Source organism: Mycobacterium sp., from assembly GCF_002863225.1.
Taxonomy (GTDB): Bacteria; Actinomycetota; Actinomycetes; order Mycobacteriales; family Mycobacteriaceae; genus Mycobacterium.
In genome coordinates, this window is sequence record NZ_PKEK01000026.1 from 103,517 (window position 1) to 121,738 (window position 18,222).

Consider the following 18,222-nt stretch of genomic DNA (forward strand, 5'->3'; position numbering starts at 1 on the left):
CTGCGTTGTCACTGCCGGCGATAGGCCCGCGGCAACGGCATTCCGCGGTCAGCCAACACCGCACGCAGTACGGCGGGGTAATTCGTGATGATGCCGTCGACGCCGAGAGCGATCTGGGTTCGCATGTCGCCGGCATCGTCGACGGTCCACGGAAGGACCGTGAGCGACGCAGCGTGTGCCCGGTCCACCAGACCACGATCGACCAGGGTGAAGTCGGGCGACAGGATCGTCGCCCCGACAGTCGCGGCGCCGATGACCGGGTCACCGACGTCGGCAGGGTTGATGCCGGCCAGCCACGGCGAACCGGGGACCCAGGTGTGCGCATCCCACAAGGCCGCCAACGGAATTGCCGAATCGACCTGACGAATCAGCGTGAGCGTCCGCCAGTCGAAGCTCTCGATCTCGGCCCGGTCGAGCCTGCCCGCGGCGCGGACGGCGTCCAGGATCACCTCGACGAACGTCCCGGGATCGGCTGTGCGGTCAGGTTGCTCGGCGTCGACCTTTGTCTCGATGTCGAAGCGGACGTCTGCGCCGTAACGGTCAGCCAAGGCGAACACCTCCGGAAGCACGGCAATACTGTTGCCGCAGTTCAATGTTCGAAGTTGAGCCAGCGTGAGATCATGCACGAGCTTGCCGCTGTAGGGATATTGCGGATCAGCGGCGAAAGCGGGTCCGGTATCCGAGCATTTTCGCGGGTCGACGAACTCGTCGTGCCACACCACGGGTTGGCGGTCTCTGGTGATGCCGATGTCGAGTTCCAATGTGCTGACACCGATTTCAAGCGCATTGGCGAAAGCCGGTAGCGACTCCCCTGTTCCGGTACCGGCCGGGCCCCCTTGATGCGCCACGACGTCGAATCCGGTCGGCGCCGCCCACGCGCTGGGCGCCGCGACCAGCGCGGCCGTGGCGAACAGGGCGATCAGCCGACCGGGCATGGCCTCGAGGCTAGCGCGAGTATGCGAGCCTCTGCGGCAGCGACCGGTTCTGGGTCAACGTCGCCGCTGCCGGGCAATTTCGGCCAGCACCACACCGGCGGCCACCGAGGCGTTCAGCGATTCGGTCGGGCCGGACATCGGAATCGAGATCACCGCGTCACACGCCTGGCGTACCAGGCGCGACAGTCCCTTGCCTTCCGATCCCACCACCACGACGATCGGGCCACCGCCATCCACCTCGTCGACGACCGTGTCGCCCTCGGCATCGAGCCCAACCAGCTGCAGACCCTTGTCAGCCCAATCCTTCAGTGTCCGATTGAGATTGGTGGCCCGCGCGATGGGGATCCGTGCCGCGGCGCCGGCACTGGTCCGCCAGGCGACGGCGGTCACCGATGCGGATCGCCGCTCGGGTATCAGCACCCCGTGCCCACCGAAAGCCGCTACCGAGCGGACGATCGCTCCGAGATTTCGCGGGTCGGAGATGTTGTCGAGCGCGACCAGCAGCGCAGGCGGGTTGTTCAGCGCCGTCTTGAGCAGGTCGTCGGGGTGCAGATAGGCGTACGGCGGCACCTGCAGCGCGATGCCCTGATGCAGCCCGTTGGTGGTCATCCGGTCCAGATCGCTGCGCGGCACTTCGAGGATCGCGATGCCGATGTCGGCTGCCAGCGTGACGGATTCGCTGAGCCGCTCGTCGGCCTGGGCCCCGAGCGCGACGTAGAGCGCGGTGGCCGGGACACCGGCACGCAGGCACTCCAGCACCGGGTTACGTCCCAGCACCGTCTCGGCGCCGTCCTCCTTGCGCTTGACCGGGCGGCGCGCCTGCGCCCTGGCCTTCTTGGCGGCCGGATGGTGTGGTCGCGCCTCCGCCGGCGGCGTCGCCCCGCGACCCTCGAGCCCGCGACGCCGTTGCCCGCCTGAGCCGACCGTCGGACCCTTCTTCGACGACTTGCGTATCGCGCCGCGGCGCTGCGAGTTACCGGCCATCGGCCTGGGACTCCAGTGACCATTGCGGGCCGTCACCGGTGTCGGTGACCTCGATGCCGGCGTCCTTGAGGCGGTCGCGGATCTCGTCGGCGAGCTTCCAATCACGTTGCGCGCGAGCCTGTTGGCGTCGTTCCAACTCGGCGCGAACCAGCACGTCCACCGCACCCAGAGCCGCCGACGTCTCGTCTCGCGACTCCCAGCGCTCGTCGAGCGGGTCGCAGCCGAGAATGCCCATCATGGCCCGGATCGCGCCGGCTTCGGCCAGCGCGGCGTCATGGTCGCCCGCATCGAGCGCACGGTTGCCCTCGGCGCGGGTGCGGTGCACTTCGGCCAGCGCCGTCGGCACCGCCAGGTCGTCGTTGAGCGCGGTCGCGAATCGCGGCGTCCACTCACCCGGCTCGACGGCGCCGACCCGGGTGCGTACTCGGTGCAGAAAATCCTCGATCCCGACGTAGGCGTTGACCGCGTCCTTCAATGCGGTCTCGGAGAATTCGAGCATCGAGCGGTAGTGCGCGCTGCCCAGGTAGTACCTGAGTTCGGCGGCGCGGACGCGCTGCAGCATCGCCGGGATCGCCAACACGTTGCCCAGCGACTTGCTCATCTTCTCGCCGCCGAGCGTGACCCAGCCGTTGTGCAACCAGTACCGGGCGAACTTGTCACCCGCCGCGCAGCTCTGCGCAATCTCGTTCTCATGATGCGGGAAGACGAGATCCATTCCACCGCAATGGATATCGAATTCCGGACCGAGATAGGTCCGGGCCATCGCCGAGCATTCGAGGTGCCAGCCGGGCCGTCCGCGTCCCCACGGCGTCGGCCAGGACGGCTCGCCGGGTTTGGCGGCCTTCCACAGCGTGAAATCGCGCTGATCCCGCTTTCCGGTCGCGACGCCCTCACCCTGATGTACGTCGTCGATCCGGTGACCGGACAGCTTGCCGTAGTCCGGGTAGCTCAGCACGTCGAAATAGACGTCGCCGCAGCCCTCGTAGGCGTTGCCGGACTCCACCAGCCGCTCGATCAGCTCGACCATCTGGGTGATGTGGCCGGTTGCTCGTGGCTCGACGGACGGCGGCAGCACGCCCAGGGAGTCGTAAGCAGCGGAGAACGCCCGCTCATAGGTGGCGGCCCACTCCCACCACGGCCGCTCGGCCGCGCTGGCCTTGTTCAGGATCTTGTCGTCGATGTCGGTGACATTGCGGACGAACGCGACGTCGCAGCCGCGTGCCGTCAGCCAGCGCCGCAGAATGTCGAAGGCGACTCCGCTGCGCACGTGGCCGATGTGCGGCAAGCCCTGGACGGTGGCGCCACACAGGTAAATGGAAACGTGCCCGGGCCGCAGCGGAACGAAATCACGAACGGCGCCGGTTGCCGTGTCGTGTAGCCGCAGGTCGGCGCGATCGGTCACGACGTGCCAGCTTACCGGGCCGGACACCGCGTCGATGACCACTGCGGCCCGGGTGGGTCGATTCGGGCTACAAAGCCCGACGGATTCGACCCGGGCCTTTGCCGGCAAGGAAAATGATCAGTGCGATGCGAATGATTCGCGGCTAACCCGGGTCGTCACTGCTGCCGACCAGCAAAGCTGTCGCGATTGCCGCGCGACCCTCACCGCGCCCGGTCAGGCCCAGACCGTCAGTAGTGGTCGCCGACACCGATACCGGCGCGTGCAGGACCGCCGACAGTGCGGCCTGCGCCTCCTCGCGGCGGGGACCCACTTTCGGCCGGTTGCCGATCACCTGCACCGCCGCGTTGCCCACCTGGAAGCCGTGCTCGGCAAGCAGTTCCGCGACGTGCTGCAACATCGTCATGCCGCTGACGCCGGCCCAGCGCGGGTCGTCGACACCGAACACCCCTCCGATGTCGCCCAGGCCGGCTGCGGATAGCAACGCGTCGCACAGTGCGTGGACGGCTACGTCCCCGTCGGAGTGGCCGGCGCAGCCGTCGACGTCGGAGAACAACAGACCCAGCAGCCAACACGGCCTGCCGGCTTCGATGACGTGGACGTCGGTGCCCAGCCCGACCCGGATGTTCACCGGCTCACGATCGCTTGGGCCAGCAACAGATCGAGCCGGGTGGTGATCTTGAAGGCCAGCGGATCGCCGTCCACCACCTGCACCTGGCCGCCGATGTGTTCGACCAGGGACGCATCATCGGTGAACTCGGCCGTCCCGGCTTGCCCGTAGGCCCGCAGCAGCAATTCGGTGGTGAACCCCTGCGGCGTTTGCACCGCGCGCAGCCCGGCCCGTTCGGGCGTGCCGAGCACGGCACCGTTGGCATCGACGGCCTTGATCGTGTCGGCAACCGGCAGCGCGGGCACGACCGCCGAGTGCCCGGCCCGTAACGCCTCGACGACTCGTACGACCAGTTCAGGAGGGGTCAGCGACCTCGCCGCGTCGTGAACGAGGACGTAGTCCGGATGATCTGCTTCGACGATGGCGGCCAGCGCCAAGCTGACCGAGTCTCCGCGATTGGCTCCACCGGCGACCACCGTCGCGTTGCGACCGAGAATCAGCTTGGCCCGGTCGGTGCGGTCGGCTGGAACGGCGACCACCACACGGTCCACCACACCGGAGCCCAGCAGACCGTCCACGGCGCGTTCGACCAGCGTGCGGCCGTCGAGCTCGAAGAAGGCTTTGGGAACACCAGCAGCCAGACGCTCGCCGGAGCCAGCGGCCGGAACGACCGCGACCGTGCCGGTCAATGCGGATCCTTGAGCGTCAGAAAATCAGGAAGCGGCGGCCAGAGCCTCGTCGAGGATGGTCTCCGCGCGGGCGTCGTCGGTGCTCTCGGCCAGCGCCAATTCGCCGACCAGGATCTGACGTGCCTTGGCGAGCATCCGCTTTTCACCGGCGGACAAGCCACGCTCCTGGTCGCGGCGCCACAGGTCGCGAACTACCTCAGCAACCTTGTTGACGTCGCCAGAGGCGAGCTTTTCCAGGTTGGCCTTGTACCGGCGCGACCAGTTGGTCGGCTCCTCGGTGTGCGGCGCCCGAAGCACCTGGAACACCTTGTCGAGGCCTTCTTGGCCGACCACGTCGCGGACGCCGACATACTCGGCGTTTTCAGCGGGTACTCGAACGGTCAGGTCGCCCTGCGCCACTTTCAAGACGAGATACTCTTTTTGCTCCCCTTTGATGGTTCGGGTTTCAATCGCCTCGATCAACGCAGCACCGTGGTGTGGATAGACAACGGTGTCTCCGACCGCAAAATTCATCTGTTTCGAGCCCCTTTCGTTCCTCCATACTAACACGCCGTGCCAACACCCGTGGAACAACGATGCAGGTCAGGGGCACCGCGAGTGAGTACAGGGGGTTGACAGACCATAAAAATCGTGCAAGGCGGCGCCCAATTCCGAAGCCGTTCATCGATATCCGCGGACGACCGGATGCGCACCATTCGTCTCAGGAATCCGGTGACTGCGCTGCTCCAACCGCATGCCTATGCCTTCATGGCCCTCAGCTTTCGCCGGCCTGATCGACCTACTACTGTGCATAGTCGAACCACAGGGCGTTCGTGGGCCGAGCAGGAGGCTTTGAGTGAACCGCTTCGACAACCGCGTCTCGAGATCGCGTCGCTCGGCAAAGATCGCCGCGCTCGGATCAGGCGCCGTGATCGGCGCCCTGATGATGTCCGGATGCGGGGCCGGCCAGATCGCGCAGACGGCCATGCAGCAATCTGCCGTCAACGGCAACCAGGCCACCGTCAAGAACGTCGCCCTGCGCAATGTGCACATCCAGGCCGCGCAGACCGGTGACTTCCTGCGGCCGGGCGCGACGGTCGACCTCGTGCTCGTCGCCGTCAACCAGTCACCGGACTTCAACGACAAACTGCTCGGTGTCACCACCGACATCGGCAAGGTGACCGTCACCGGCGACCCCACCCTGCCCGCCAGCGGCGTGCTGTTCTTCGGCGACCAGAACGGACAGACCAAGAGGTCCGACAAGGCCGTCGAGTCCGGCGACACGGTCAAGGCGACCATCGCGTTGAGCAAGCCGATCACCAACGGCCCGAACTACAACGTGACCTTCGACTTCGAGAAGGCCGGCAGCGTCAGCCTGGCGGTGCCGATCGCGGCGCCGGAAGGCTCGCGCCGCTAGCTTCACCTGTTCTGTCGCACCCGCCGGATACCGTCAGCGGGTGGCCAAGGCACGATCCCAATACCGCTGCTCGGAATGCCGCCACGTCACGGCCAAGTGGGTCGGTCGCTGTCTCGAATGTGGTACCTGGGGCTCGGTCGACGAGGTCACGGTGCTCAGCGCCGTTCGCGGCAGCAACCGTCCCGTGGTCAGCCCGTCGTCGGCCGCCGTCCCGATCAGTTCGGTCGAACCCGACGGAACCCGCCACTGCCCCACCGGTATCGACGAACTCGACCGGGTGCTGGGCGGCGGCGTCGTCCCGGGTTCGGTCACGCTGCTCGCCGGCGACCCGGGAGTGGGCAAGTCGACGCTGTTGCTCAAGGTCGCCCACCAGTGGGCGGCAGCCGGACGGCGCGCTCTCTACGTGTCGGGCGAGGAGTCCAGGGGCCAGATCCGGATGCGGGCCGACCGAACCGGCTGCAGCCACGACGAGCTCTATCTGGCCGCCGACTCGGACCTGCATGCGGTACTCGGGCACATCGACGCCGTGCAGCCGACGCTGGTGGTGGTCGACTCCGTGCAGACGATGGCCAGCTCCGACACCGACGGCGTCGCCGGCGGCGTCACGCAGGTGCGGGCGGTGACCAGTGCCTTGACCGCGGCGGCGAAAACCACCGGGGTGCCGCTGATTCTGATCGGTCACGTCACCAAGGACGGCGCCATCGCCGGTCCCCGCTCGCTGGAGCATCTCGTCGACGTGGTGCTGCACTTCGAAGGCGACCGCAACTCACTGCTGCGCATGGTGCGCGGCGTGAAGAACCGCTACGGCGCCGCCGAAGAGGTCGGCTGCTTTCTGTTGCAGGACAACGGGATCGAAGGCGTGGCCGACCCGTCGGGGCTATTTCTGGACCAGCGGCCCGAACCCGTCGCAGGCACCGCGATCACAGTTGCCCTTGACGGCAAGCGCCCGCTGGTCGGCGAGATCCAGGCGCTGCTGGCCACCCCGTCGGGCGGTGCACCCCGCCGCGCCGTCAGTGGCATCGACCATGCGCGAGCGGCGATGATCGCCGCTGTCCTGGAAAAGCACGCCCGACTCAGGATCGCGGTCAACGACGTCTACCTGTCGACCGTCGGAGGTATGCGGCTGACCGACCCGTCGTCCGATCTTGCCGTCGCCGTCGCGCTGGCCTCGGCGTATGCCAACCTGCCGCTGCCGGCTACCGCGGTGATGATCGGCGAGGTCGGCCTGGCCGGCGATCTCCGGCGGGTGAGCGGCATGGAACGCCGGCTGGCCGAAGCCGCCCGGCAGGGGTTCACCACGGCCCTGATCCCGTCGGGCACCATCTCCGTGCCGCCGGGCCTGAAAACGTTGCAGGCGGCCAACATCGGCGCAGCGCTGGAGCACGTTCTCAACATCACCGAGCGCCGCGACCCACCACATCGAGTGGATCCGGCGCCCACAGAGCACAATGAGTGGTGATGACGGTCGGCAGTTCAACAACCAATGGCTCGGCGCAGCAGCACCGCACCACCCTGCGTGAGGCGGTTGCGCGGCTGGCGCCGGGCACCGCGCTGCGCGACGGCCTGGAGCGCATTCTGCGCGGCCGGACCGGTGCCTTGATAGTCCTCGGCTACGACGACAGTGTCGAAGCGATCTGCGACGGCGGCTTCTCTCTCGACGTGCGCTACGCGCCCACCCGGCTGCGGGAGCTGTGCAAGATGGACGGAGCGGTGGTGTTGTCCACCGACGGCAGCAAGATTCTGCGAGCCAACGTCCAGCTGGTGCCCGACCCGTCGATCCCCACCGACGAATCCGGTACCCGGCACCGATCCGCCGAGCGCGCCGCCAGCCAGACGGGCTACCCGGTGATCTCGGTCAGCCATTCGATGAGCATCGTGACCGTCTACCTCAGCGGCGAACGCCACGTGCTGGCGGACTCGTCGACCATTCTGTCGCGGGCCAACCAGGCCATCGCCACCCTCGAGCGATACAAGGCGCGCCTCGACGAGGTCAGCCGCCAGCTGTCGCGGGCCGAGATCGAGGACTTCGTGACACTGCGTGACGTGATGACCGTCGTGCAGCGGCTCGAGTTGGTCCGTCGGATCGGCGTGGAACTGGACAACGAGGTGGTCGAGCTGGGCACCGACGGCCGCCAGTTACGACTGCAGCTCGAAGAGTTGCTCGGCGGCAACGACGCCTCACGCGAGTTGATCGTGCGGGACTACCACGCCAACCCCGAGCCACTGTCCAAGGCCGAGGTGGCCGCCACGCTCGACGAGCTGGATGCCATGTCCGATGCCGAGCTACTCGACTTCACCACGATGGCAAGGGTTTTCGGCTATCCCTCGACCGCGGAGGCGCAGGATTCGGCGGTCAGCTCGCGCGGCTACCGGGCGATGTCGGAGATCCCCCGTCTACAGTTCGCCCACGCCGACCGCCTGGTCCGCGAATTCGGGTCGCTGCAGAGCCTGCTGGCCGCCAGTGCGGGCGACCTGGAATCGGTCGAGGGGATCGGCGAGATCTGGGCACGTCATGTTCGAGAAGGCTTGTCGCAGTTGGCCGAATCGACGATCGCCGACCACCTCAGTTAGTGCGGCCGACTCGGCTCAGCCGCCGGGTGCCGGCGCCGGCCCGGGCAGCGGGCCCGGAGCGGGTCCGGGTGCAGGCGCCGGAGGCGGTGCCTGGCCGGGAGCCAGCGGCGGCGCCAGGATGAACGGAACAGCAAGGGAACGAAGGTTTCCCAGCTGCACCACGAGATTGTAGGTGCCGGGTCCGATCGCAGGACGCGGCAGCGGGCAGTGCGGAGCCGACCCCATCCCGGTCCAGGTGACGGCGGTGGTGACCTGCTCGCCCGGCGCGAAGGTCTTGACCAGTGTCTCGTTTGACGGCGCGCAGTCGAGATTCGACCACAACCGTTTGTTGTCCAGCGAGTAGACGTAGGCGGCCAGGACCGCAGCCCCGACGTCGCGTTTGCAGGCCACCAGTCCGATGTTGGTCACGACCATGACGAACTTCGGCTGATCGCCGATGGCGTATTGCGGTGCGTTGGTCAGACCTTTGACGGCGAGCGTCGAGTCCGGGCAGTCGTCGCCGGCATTGAGCACCGGCGGCGGCTGGACCGCGGCGGTCGGCGTCTCGGCGGGCTGGTCGGTGTTCTCGCCGGCCGGCGGCTCCACCGGCGTCTTGCCTTCAGGGTTCGCGCCCTGCGCGTTCTGTGTCGGCTTCTTGGCGGCGTTCGAGTTGTTGGCGCCGGCGCTTCCGCTCAGCATGGCGACGATGATCGCGACTATGACGGCCACCACCACGACGGCGATCCCGATCGCCAATCCCCGGCGTCGCCAGTAGATCTCCGGCGGCAGCGGTCCTCGCGGTTCCAGATCCAGCACATTTACACGGTAAGGCCAGGTCACACCGACGGGGTCGATCCGGCTCGGCGTGTCGCCCACTTAGCTCGGCGAAAGCAGCGAGGTCCTCCGCGACCACGGCAGGGCGCTGACCACCTGCATCTCGCAAAAAGTAAGAAGTTCCCCTATCCGAGCTGAAGATCCGATATGACGCTTCTATGAATGGCTACCGGGTTCTGACGAAGTTCGCCGCTACCGGTTTGCTCGCCGGCGCCGCGGGTGCGCTGAGCTGTCACGCCGCCTGGGCCGACGACACCCTGCTCGGCCCGCTGGCCGGCAGCGAGACAGCAATCATCCTCGGCGGGACCACCGAGCCGACGCCGTCGACCGAGTTCGCGCAGGCCGTCGAGAATCTGTACCTGCACCCGCTGGGCTTCGACGGTGGCGCGTTGTCATCCACGGTCTGCGACATGACTGCGACCGACCCGTGCAGCGCGCCCCTGCAGGTGCTGACGACACCCGAGCTGATCCAGCAGGGCCCGAGCAGTCTGACCGCCGCGGACGACGTCGTTCTCGCCGTGCGCAACGAATTCGACGCCAACCCAGGCGCTTTCGACGCCGAGCACCCGCTGACGATTTTCGGCTACTCGCAGAGCGCGACCGCGGAATCGATCGCGATGGCCCGGCTCGAGGCCGACGGCATCCCCTCCGACGATCTGCATTTCGTGTTCATCGGTGACCCCTCCCTCGCCGAGACGGGCGTGTGGCCGAACCTGGTCGCCGACCTCGACGGGATCCTCGGGACCAATCTGACCAACACGATCCTCATCGACCTCGGCTTCGACGGCGTCCTCGGCAACGTGACACCGGACGACATCTATCCGACGACCATCTACACGCTGGCCGGCGACGGGGTCGCGGACTTCCAGAACGTGTGGGATGAAAACGGCATACTCGGGTCGCTCTACGGCCTGTTCGTCACCCACGTCGAGTACCTGGGTTTGACCCCGGCAGAAATCGATGCCGCAACCACGACGGTCGACAACTTGATCACCAACGTCGACATCCCCGACACCTTCAACGACGCCGCCGCGTGGCTCAGCGCGGTCTTCGAGCACGGCGCCGCGAACAGCGGGCTGCTGGAGAGCGTCTTCAACTCCCTCGAGCTGTACCTGACCAACTCGTTCTAGCGGCTCAGGCGTCGACCTTGTCGCCGACGTCGCCGATGATGTTGCGCACCACCACCCGCCCGTCGGCGAGGTGGTACGTCGCGCCGACGATCGCCAGGTCGCCGGCGGCAACCGCGGCCGCGATCGCTGACGAACGCTCGACCAGCTGGGTGCCGGTCTCCACCACGTGGCGCGCCTCGAACTCGTCGGGGCGGGTGAGGCCTTCGCGACGACCGAGCAGGATCGACGGCGTCACCCGCTCGACGAGGTCGCGCACGTAGCCGCCGGGCAAAGCGCCCTCGTCCAGCGCGGTCAACGTCGCCTTCACCGCACCGCAGCTGTCGTGGCCGAGGATCACGATCACCGACACGCCCAGCGCACCGACTGCGAATTCCAGCGATCCCAACACCGAGGAGTCGATGACGTGCCCGGCCGTCCGGACCACGAACATGTCCCCGAGCCCACGGTCGAAGATGAGCTCGGCAGCCACCCGGCTGTCGCCACAGCCGAACAACGCCGTGGTGGGCTTCTGCCCCTTGGCCAGGCTGGCCCGGTGCTCGATGCTCTGGCTCGGGTGTTCGGGCTGGCCCGCGACGAAGCGCTCGTTACCCTCTTTGAGTGCTTTCCACGCGGTTATCGGATCGGTATTCGGCATGTCGCTCATTGTGCCGTAGTCGGCTATGACGCTCGCTGTAACGCATAGTGAACTCTTGGACTGGTACGCCCGGTCGCGCCGCGACCTGCCGTGGCGCGATCCCGCTGTGACGCCGTGGCAGATCTTGGTCAGCGAGTTCATGCTTCAGCAAACCCCGGTGTCGCGGGTGGAGCCGATCTGGCGGGAGTGGATCGCCCGCTGGCCGACACCCTCGGCTACGGCCGCGGCCGGCACCGGCGACATCGTGCGGGCGTGGGGCAAGCTCGGCTATCCGCGCCGGGCCAAGCGCCTGCACGAATGTGCGATCGTCATCGCGCGCGATCACGGCGACCGCGTCCCCGATGACGTCGAGCTGTTACTGACGCTGCCCGGGGTCGGCGCCTATACCGCCCGCGCGGTGGCGTGCTTCGCCTACCAGCAGGCGGTGCCGGTGGTCGACACCAACGTGCGCAGAGTGGTGGCCCGTGTCGTGCACGGCAAGGCCGACGCGGGCGCGGCGTCCACGGTCCGCGACCATGCCGACGTGTCGGCGCTGCTGCCCACAGACTCCACCGCCCATACGTTTTCTGCGGCTCTGATGGAACTGGGCGCCACGGTGTGTACGGCGCGGACGCCGAAGTGTGGCATCTGCCCGCTCAGCGTCTGCCGGTGGCGGCAAGCCGGTTTCCCGCCGTCCGACGGCCCGGCCCGTAAACCGCAGGGCTACGCCGGAACCGATCGACAAGTTCGCGGTCGGCTGCTGGACGTGTTGCGCGGCAACGACTTGCCTGTCACCCGGGATCAACTCGACGTCGTCTGGCTACGCGACACGGTGCAGCGTGATCGGGCGCTGGAGTCGCTGCTTGCCGACGGCCTGGTGGCCAGGACCAGCGACGGGCGCTTCGCGCTGGCCGGCGAGGAAGGCTAACCGGCCGTCAGGAATGCCTCGACCGCCTGTCGATATGCCAGCGGCGCCTCGTCATGCACCAAATGGCCCGCCTCCGGAACGCGCAAATACGTTGTCCGATAACCATTTTCGCTCATCGTCCGCATCTGCCCGGCAGGGGCCACCGAGTTGCCGGCCTCGATGAGCAGGGTCGGTGAACGCACTGCCTGCCACTGCGTCCAATAGTCGCGAGTGCCCCACTCGGCGGCGATCTCGATCCATCGAGACGTGTGACCGTGCAGCCGCCACCCGTCGTCGGTTCGGTCGAAGGCTTCCAGAAAATACCTGCCCGCGATGTCGCCGAATGCCGCGATCACCTGGTCCGGGGAATCGAAGTCGACCGGCAGACTGTGCAGCCACGGCTCCCACGGGCCGGTGGTGCGGCCGCGGAAGTCCGGTGCCATGTCCTCGACCACCAGCGCCGAGACCAACTCCGGGCGCTCGGCGGCCAGACACCACGAGTGCAGGCCACCCATCGAATGGCCGACCAGCCGGACCGCAGTGCCCAGCTCGGCCACGGCGTCACCCAGGTCGGACACGAAGCGTTCGGTGCTGATCGGGGACGGATCCTCGACGTCACGACCGCGATGCCACGGGGCGTCGTAGGTGTAGACCGCCCCCAGCCGGCTGAGCCAGGGCAGCTGCCGCGACCAGGTGCTACCGCGGCCCATCAGTCCGTGCACCAGGACCAGCGGTTCACCCCGTCCACCGCGATGGGTGAGCAGATCAGCGGCCATCCAGCTATCTTCGCGCGCTTTGGGTGGGCAATGGTGAGCGCGGTAGCCTTGCGCAATGCCAGTGGTGAAGATCAACGCAATCGAGGTGCCGGCGGACGCCGGCCCCGAGTTGGAGAAGCGGTTCGCCCACCGCGCGCACGCCGTCGACAACTCGCCCGGGTTCCTCGGCTTCCAGCTGTTGCGACCCGTCAAGGGTGAAGACCGCTACTTCGTGGTGACTCAGTGGGAGTCCGAGGAGGCGTTCCAGGCCTGGGCGACCGGTCCCGCCGCCGAGGCACACGCCGGCCAACGGCAGAACCCGGTGGCGACCGGCGCGTCGCTGCTGGAATTCGAGGTTGTGTTAGACGTTGCCGGATCCGGCAAGTAAGCCGCACCGGCGCCCGCTTCGAAGCCGGGCCGCCGCGGTAGCGGCTACCACCACGCTGCTCGTCGCGCTGACTCCGGCATGCACCCCCCCTCCGCCACCGGCGGCACACGCCGCCGAGTCCAATCGGGGTATCGATGTCCGGACTCCGGCCGGTCTGCGGGCGCGGCAGACCCTGGACATGCTGAACTCGGATTGGCCGATCGGCCCGGTCGGGGTGGGCACACTGGCGACGCCCAAAATGGTCAAGCAGGTCCAGACGGTGATGGAGAACCTGTGGTGGGATCGGCCTTTCACGCTGCGCGCAGTCGATATCAAAGCGGGCGCCGCCACCCTCAAGCTGACTACTTCTTACGGCGCGCAGCAAGAGATTTGGGTTCACACCGACGAGAACACCATGGTCGACGGATTCGACCTCACCACACTGCCCCCGAAGATCTCCCAATTGAGCGACGTCGACGCGTTGCTGGCCAAGACCGAAGCCCGTTATTCATGGCAGGCCACCAAAATCAACGCCGGCCAATGTGATCGAATTGCCGGCGCCAACACCGACCAGTCAATGCCGCTGGCATCCATCTTCAAGTTGTACGTGCTTTACGCCGTAGCCCAATCGATCACGGCCGGAACGGTGTCCTGGGACGACCAGCTGCTCGTGACCGAAAAAGGCAGAGCCGTCGGATCCAGTATGGATCTTGCTGTCGGAGAACAGATCTCGGTTCGGACAGCTGCGGAGAAGATGATCGCCACCAGCGACAACATGGCGACCGACATGCTGATCGGAAGAGTCGGCCGGCAGGCTGTCGACGACGCGCTGGCCAAGGCGGGCCACCACGATCCGGCCTCGATGACCCCGTTCCCGACCATGTACGAACTGTTTTCGATCGCGTGGGGCCGACCGGACGTGCGCGCCCAGTGGAAACAGGGCACCCCGCAAGACCGTGCCGAGATGCTCCAACGCGCTGATTCCGCTGTCTACGAACCAGATCCGAACCGAGCCCATGTCCCGGGTTCCGCGTTCGGCGCGGAATGGTACGGCAGCGCCGAAGACATCTGCCGGGTGCACGTCGCGCTGCAGGCCGCCGCCGTCGGTGCCGCCGCACCCGTCAAGAAGATTCTGGATGCCGCGACGGGGGTTAACCTCGACCGTAACCAGTGGCCATATGTCGCCTCGAAAGCCGGTGGTCTACCGGGTGATCTGACGTTCAGCTGGTATGTCGTCGACATCGGCGGACAGCCGTGGGTGGTCAGTTTCCAACTGAACTGGCCGCGCGACCACGGGTCGAGTCTCACCGGCTGGATGCTGCAGGTAGCCAAACAAGTCTTCGCCTTGCTGCCTACCCAACACCGCTAGTGCCCGGCCTCGTGCGTCGCCTGCTGGCGACCTGGAGTCGCCGCGACTTCGTCGAGATCGGCGTCTTGCTCGGTGTCATCGCGTTGATGCATCTGATCGGATTCGCGGTACTGGTTTTCGTCATCGCGCCGCACCATTATCGTTCTGGTGCACAGGTATTCGGTGTCGGGCTGGGGGTAACCGCCTACCTCTTCGGACTGCGGCACGCGTTCGATGCCGACCATATCGCGGCCATCGACAACACCACGCGCAAGCTCATGGCGGACGGCAAACGGCCCAAGGCGGTCGGATTCTGGTTCGCCATGGGCCATTCGACCCTGGTGCTCGTGATGGCCGTGCTGATCATGCTCGGTGCGCGGGCGGTGGGCACACTGGCGGACGACAAGTCACCCACCCGTCATGCGCTGGGCTTCGCCGGAACCCTGGCCTCGGGCTTGTTCCTGTATCTGATCGCCATCATCAACGTGATCGCGATGGTCGGGATCTATCGCGCGTTCGTCAAACTCCGCGACGGCTCATACTCGGTCAGCGAAATCGAGGCGGCGCTTGATGATCGGGGATTCTTCGCCCGGCTGTTGCGCCCGGTGATGAACCGCATCACCAGGCCGATTCAGCTGTTTCCAGTGGGCGCATTGTTCGGCCTGGGATTCGACACCGCTACCGAGGTGGCGTTACTGGCGCTGGCGGGCAGCGGCGCAGCGGCCGGCCTGCCCTGGTACGCAATCCTGGTGGTGCCCTTGCTGTTTGCAGCCGGCATGACACTGATGGACACCCTCGACGGGCTGCTGATGACCGCGGCTTACGACTGGGCGTTCATGCAGCCGGTGCGCAAGATCTATTACAACCTGGCGGTTACCGGTCTTTCCATCGCGGTGGCGCTGCTGATCGGGTCGATCGAACTGGTGTCGATACTGCACGACGACCTCGACTGGGTCGACCCGGTCACCAGTTGGGTCAGCGGGATCGACCTGAACAACGCGGGTTTGGCGATCGTGGCCATGTTCGCAGTCACCTGGCTCGGCGCGATCGCTTACTGGAAACTGGCCGACGTCGAGGCCCGCTACCGGCCTGCCGAGTCCGTCGAATAACCGAAAAGCCGGCCAACGCTGTGCGCTGGCCGGCTTTTCGGTTCGGGTTAAGGCGTGGTCGTCCCCGGGCTACCGGCGGCATGCGCGCCGGTGCTCGCGAGATCGGGCTCGACCGGCTTGCGGGCGCCGTGGAACGTGAACACCGCGTCCTCGCCGTTGCCCTCGCCGTCCCAGTTGTCCACGTCGACCGTGACCAGCTGGCCCGGACCGACCTCGTCGAACAGGATCTTCTCGGACAGCTGGTCCTCGATCTCCCGCTGGATGGTCCGGCGCAGCGGCCGGGCACCCAACACCGGGTCGAAGCCACGCTTGGCCAATAGCGACTTGGCCTTGTCGCTGAGCTCCATCGCCATGTCCTTGGCCTTCAGCTGCTTGCCGACCCGGCCGATCATCAGGTCGACCATCTCGATGATCTCTTCCTTGGTGAGCTGGTGGAAGACGATGATGTCATCGATACGGTTCAGGAACTCCGGGCGGAAGTGTTTCTTCAGCTCGTCGTTGACCTTCTGCTTCATCCGCTCGTAGTTGTTCTCGCCACCACCCTGGGTGAAGCCCAGCCCGACAGCCTTGCTGATGTCGGAGGTACCGAGGTTCGAGGTGAAGATCAGCACCGTGTTCTTGAAGTCGACCGTGCGGCCCTGGCCGTCGGTGAGACGACCGTCCTCGAGGACCTGCAACAAGCTGTTGTAGATCTCCTGGTGGGCTTTCTCGATCTCGTCGAACAGCACCACCGAGAACGGCTTGCGCCGCACCTTTTCGGTGAGCTGGCCGCCCTCTTCGTAACCGACGTATCCCGGTGGGGCACCGAACAACCGCGACGCGGTGAAGCGGTCGTGGAACTCACCCATGTCGATCTGGATGAGCGCGTCGTCGTCGCCGAACAGGAAGTTGGCCAGCGCCTTGGACAGCTCGGTCTTACCCACACCGGACGGGCCGGCGAAGATGAACGAGCCGGACGGGCGCTTCGGGTCCTTCAACCCGGCGCGGGTACGACGGATCGCCTTGGAGACGGCCCTGACCGCATCCTCCTGGCCGATGATCCGCTTGTGCAGCTCGTCTTCCATCCGCAGCAACCGGGTGGTCTCGGCCTCGGTGAGCTTGAACACCGGAATACCGGTCCAGTTACCGAGGACCTCGGCGATCTGCTCCTCATCGACCTCAGCCACGACATCGAGATCACCTGAGCGCCATTGCTTTTCACGCTCGGCTCGCTGGGCCACCAGTTGCTTCTCGCGATCACGCAGACTGGCCGCCTTCTCGAAGTCCTGCGCGTCGATCGCGGACTCCTTCTCGCGACGGGCGTCGGCGATCTTCTCGTCGAACTCGCGCAGGTCTGGCGGAGCGGTCATGCGGCGGATGCGCATCCGCGCGCCGGCCTCGTCGATCAGGTCGATTGCCTTGTCCGGCAAGAACCTGTCGTTGATGTAGCGGTCGGCCAGCGTTGCGGCCGCCGTCACGGCACCGTCGGTGATCGACACCCGGTGGTGCGCCTCGTAACGGTCCCGCAGGCCCTTGAGGATCTCGATGGTGTGCTCCACCGTCGGCTCACCGACCTGCACCGGCTGGAACCGTCGCTCGAGTGCGGCGTCCTTCTCGATGTACTTGCGGTACTCGTCGAGGGTGGTGGCTCCGATGGTCTGGAGCTCGCCACGAGCCAGCTTCGGCTTCAGGATCGAGGCCGCGTCGATGGCGCCTTCGGCGGCTCCGGCACCGACCAGCGTGTGGAGCTCGTCGATGAACAGGATGATGTCGCCGCGAGTGTTGATCTCCTTGAGCACCTTCTTCAGGCGCTCTTCGAAGTCACCGCGGTAACGGCTGCCGGCCACCAGCGAACCCAGGTCCAAGGTGTAGAGCTGCTTGTCTTTCAGCGTCTCGGGGACCTCGCCATGCACGATCGCCTGCGCCAAGCCCTCCACGACGGCGGTCTTGCCGACGCCGGGCTCACCGATCAGCACCGGGTTGTTCTTGGTGCGGCGCGACAGCACCTGCATGACCCGCTCGATTTCCTTCTCGCGGCCGATGACCGGGTCGAGCTTGCCTTCCATGGCCGCCGCGGTCAGGTTGCGACCGAACTGGTCGAGCACCAGCGAGGTGGACGGCGAACCGGACTCGCCACCGCGGCCACCGGTGCCCGCCTCCGCGGTCTCCTTGCCCTGGTAGCCGCTCAGCAGCTGAATGACCTGCTGGCGCACCCGGGTCAGCTCGGCGCCCAATTTCACCAGAACCTGGGCGGCGACGCCTTCGCCTTCACGGATCAGTCCGAGCAGAATGTGCTCGGTGCCGATGTAGTTGTGTCCGAGCTGCAGCGCTTCGCGCAAGCTCAGCTCCAGGACTTTCTTCGCGCGCGGGGTGAAGGGGATGTGCCCGGACGGGGCCTGCTGGCCCTGGCCGATGATCTCCTCGACCTGGCTGCGGACACCTTCCAGCGAGATGCCCAACGACTCCAGCGACTTGGCCGCTACGCCCTCGCCCTCGTGTATGAGACCCAGCAGGATGTGCTCGGTGCCGATGTAGTTGTGGTTGAGCATCCGGGCCTCTTCTTGCGCCAGGACGACAACCCTGCGGGCACGGTCAGTAAAACGTTCGAACATTGGGT

General features: G+C 66.6%; 18 protein-coding genes. 8 read left to right on the forward strand and 10 right to left on the reverse strand.

Going from position 1 to position 18,222, the window contains the following annotated elements:
* Nucleotides 1–8: 8 nt before the first annotated feature.
* The 6 genes from CYU59_RS06815 to carD form a co-directional block, all read right to left on the reverse strand.
* A complete protein-coding gene (locus CYU59_RS06815) occupies nt 9–935 on the reverse strand; it encodes a glycerophosphodiester phosphodiesterase family protein (protein WP_292980743.1) in 927 nt (308 codons plus the stop codon).
* Nucleotides 936–989: 54 nt separating this feature from the next.
* The gene (gene rlmB / locus CYU59_RS06820) at nt 990–1,919 is read right to left on the reverse strand and encodes a 23S rRNA (guanosine(2251)-2'-O)-methyltransferase RlmB (protein ID WP_292980746.1); all 930 of its coding nucleotides are present in this window, start codon (nt 1,917–1,919) and stop codon (nt 990–992) included.
* Nucleotides 1,909–3,321, reverse strand: a complete 1,413-nt coding sequence (cysS, locus tag CYU59_RS06825; RefSeq protein ID WP_292980749.1) for a cysteine--tRNA ligase — start codon at nt 3,319–3,321, stop codon at nt 1,909–1,911. The genes rlmB and cysS overlap by 11 nt, the downstream gene beginning before the upstream one ends.
* A 142-nt stretch (nt 3,322–3,463) precedes the next feature.
* The gene (gene ispF, locus CYU59_RS06830; protein WP_292980753.1) at nt 3,464–3,949 is read right to left on the reverse strand and encodes a 2-C-methyl-D-erythritol 2,4-cyclodiphosphate synthase; all 486 of its coding nucleotides are present in this window, start codon (nt 3,947–3,949) and stop codon (nt 3,464–3,466) included.
* Nucleotides 3,946–4,617 carry a 2-C-methyl-D-erythritol 4-phosphate cytidylyltransferase gene (ispD, locus tag CYU59_RS06835; protein WP_292980755.1) on the reverse strand — a complete coding sequence of 224 codons (672 nt, stop codon included), beginning with the start codon at nt 4,615–4,617 and terminating at the stop codon, nt 3,946–3,948. Before ispD ends, ispF begins: the two co-directional genes overlap by 4 nt.
* A gap of 24 nt (nt 4,618–4,641) precedes the next feature.
* Nucleotides 4,642–5,130, reverse strand: coding sequence for an RNA polymerase-binding transcription factor CarD (carD, locus tag CYU59_RS06840; RefSeq protein WP_067340958.1), 489 nt, complete (start codon nt 5,128–5,130; stop codon nt 4,642–4,644).
* Between the two features lie 409 nt (nt 5,131–5,539).
* On the opposite strand from carD, the gene CYU59_RS06845 reads away from it, so the two are divergent.
* From CYU59_RS06845 to disA, 3 genes are read left to right on the forward strand one after another with little or no spacing between them, the layout of a single operon-like run.
* Complete coding sequence (locus tag CYU59_RS06845) at nt 5,540–6,013, forward strand: hypothetical protein (RefSeq protein ID WP_292980838.1); 474 nt, start codon at nt 5,540–5,542, stop codon at nt 6,011–6,013.
* A 40-nt stretch (nt 6,014–6,053) separates the two neighbouring features.
* Nucleotides 6,054–7,472 carry a DNA repair protein RadA gene (gene radA / locus CYU59_RS06850; RefSeq protein ID WP_292980762.1) on the forward strand — a complete coding sequence of 473 codons (1,419 nt, stop codon included), beginning with the start codon at nt 6,054–6,056 and terminating at the stop codon, nt 7,470–7,472.
* On the forward strand, nt 7,472–8,584 hold the full coding sequence (gene disA / locus CYU59_RS06855; protein ID WP_292980765.1) for a DNA integrity scanning diadenylate cyclase DisA: 1,113 nt from the start codon (nt 7,472–7,474) through the stop codon (nt 8,582–8,584). Before radA ends, disA begins: the two co-directional genes overlap by 1 nt.
* Before the next feature lie 15 nt (nt 8,585–8,599).
* On the opposite strand, the gene CYU59_RS06860 is transcribed toward disA, so the two are convergent.
* Nucleotides 8,600–9,379, reverse strand: coding sequence for a hypothetical protein (locus CYU59_RS06860; RefSeq protein WP_292980768.1), 780 nt, complete (start codon nt 9,377–9,379; stop codon nt 8,600–8,602).
* A 176-nt stretch (nt 9,380–9,555) separates the two neighbouring features.
* Between CYU59_RS06860 and CYU59_RS06865 the strand changes: the two genes are divergently transcribed.
* Nucleotides 9,556–10,527 carry a PE-PPE domain-containing protein gene (locus CYU59_RS06865; RefSeq protein ID WP_292980771.1) on the forward strand — a complete coding sequence of 324 codons (972 nt, stop codon included), beginning with the start codon at nt 9,556–9,558 and terminating at the stop codon, nt 10,525–10,527.
* 4 nt (nt 10,528–10,531) lie between these two features.
* Here the strand turns inward: CYU59_RS06865 and CYU59_RS06870 are convergent, their stop codons facing one another.
* Entirely contained in the window at nt 10,532–11,161 is a 630-nt protein-coding gene (locus CYU59_RS06870; RefSeq protein WP_292980774.1) for a carbonic anhydrase, read from the reverse strand.
* A 25-nt stretch (nt 11,162–11,186) separates the two neighbouring features.
* On the opposite strand from CYU59_RS06870, the gene CYU59_RS06875 reads away from it, so the two are divergent.
* Nucleotides 11,187–12,068, forward strand: coding sequence for an A/G-specific adenine glycosylase (locus tag CYU59_RS06875; protein WP_292980777.1), 882 nt, complete (start codon nt 11,187–11,189; stop codon nt 12,066–12,068).
* Here CYU59_RS06875 and CYU59_RS06880 read toward each other — a convergent pair.
* Nucleotides 12,065–12,823 carry an alpha/beta hydrolase gene (locus CYU59_RS06880; RefSeq protein WP_292980779.1) on the reverse strand — a complete coding sequence of 253 codons (759 nt, stop codon included), beginning with the start codon at nt 12,821–12,823 and terminating at the stop codon, nt 12,065–12,067. The two genes, CYU59_RS06875 and CYU59_RS06880, sit on opposite strands and share 4 nt — an antisense overlap.
* A 55-nt stretch (nt 12,824–12,878) precedes the next feature.
* Here CYU59_RS06880 and mhuD point away from each other — a divergent pair, with 55 nt between their 5' ends.
* From mhuD to CYU59_RS06895, 3 genes are read left to right on the forward strand one after another with little or no spacing between them, the layout of a single operon-like run.
* Nucleotides 12,879–13,190, forward strand: coding sequence for a mycobilin-forming heme oxygenase MhuD (gene mhuD / locus CYU59_RS06885; protein ID WP_292980781.1), 312 nt, complete (start codon nt 12,879–12,881; stop codon nt 13,188–13,190).
* A complete protein-coding gene (locus CYU59_RS06890) occupies nt 13,171–14,538 on the forward strand; it encodes a serine hydrolase (RefSeq protein WP_292980783.1) in 1,368 nt (455 codons plus the stop codon). The genes mhuD and CYU59_RS06890 overlap by 20 nt, the downstream gene beginning before the upstream one ends.
* Nucleotides 14,538–15,626, forward strand: coding sequence for a HoxN/HupN/NixA family nickel/cobalt transporter (locus tag CYU59_RS06895; RefSeq protein WP_292980785.1), 1,089 nt, complete (start codon nt 14,538–14,540; stop codon nt 15,624–15,626). The genes CYU59_RS06890 and CYU59_RS06895 overlap by 1 nt, the downstream gene beginning before the upstream one ends.
* Nucleotides 15,627–15,673: 47 nt before the next feature.
* Here CYU59_RS06895 and clpC1 read toward each other — a convergent pair whose 3' ends face one another.
* A complete protein-coding gene (gene clpC1, locus CYU59_RS06900) occupies nt 15,674–18,217 on the reverse strand; it encodes an ATP-dependent protease ATP-binding subunit ClpC (RefSeq protein ID WP_292980788.1) in 2,544 nt (847 codons plus the stop codon).
* Between the last annotated feature and the right edge of the window lie 5 nt (nt 18,218–18,222).

Bases quoted from the DNA above. Each gene is read 5' to 3' on its own strand.
- CYU59_RS06845 (WP_292980838.1), top strand. From the start codon at position 5,540: ATGATGTCCGGATGCGGGGCCGGCCAGATCGCGCAGACGGCCATGCAG.
- mhuD (WP_292980781.1), top strand. From the start codon at position 12,879: ATGCCAGTGGTGAAGATCAACGCAATCGAGGTGCCGGCGGACGCCGGC.
- CYU59_RS06815 (WP_292980743.1), bottom strand. From the start codon at position 935: ATGCCCGGTCGGCTGATCGCCCTGTTCGCCACGGCCGCGCTGGTCGCG.
- CYU59_RS06870 (WP_292980774.1), bottom strand. From the start codon at position 11,161: ATGCCGAATACCGATCCGATAACCGCGTGGAAAGCACTCAAAGAGGGT.
- clpC1 (WP_292980788.1), bottom strand. From the start codon at position 18,217: ATGTTCGAACGTTTTACTGACCGTGCCCGCAGGGTTGTCGTCCTGGCG.
- disA (WP_292980765.1), top strand. From the start codon at position 7,472: ATGACGGTCGGCAGTTCAACAACCAATGGCTCGGCGCAGCAGCACCGC.
- CYU59_RS06880 (WP_292980779.1), bottom strand. From the start codon at position 12,823: ATGGCCGCTGATCTGCTCACCCATCGCGGTGGACGGGGTGAACCGCTG.
- carD (WP_067340958.1), bottom strand. From the start codon at position 5,130: ATGAATTTTGCGGTCGGAGACACCGTTGTCTATCCACACCACGGTGCT.
- rlmB (WP_292980746.1), bottom strand. From the start codon at position 1,919: ATGGCCGGTAACTCGCAGCGCCGCGGCGCGATACGCAAGTCGTCGAAG.
- CYU59_RS06865 (WP_292980771.1), top strand. From the start codon at position 9,556: ATGAATGGCTACCGGGTTCTGACGAAGTTCGCCGCTACCGGTTTGCTC.
- CYU59_RS06875 (WP_292980777.1), top strand. From the start codon at position 11,187: ATGACGCTCGCTGTAACGCATAGTGAACTCTTGGACTGGTACGCCCGG.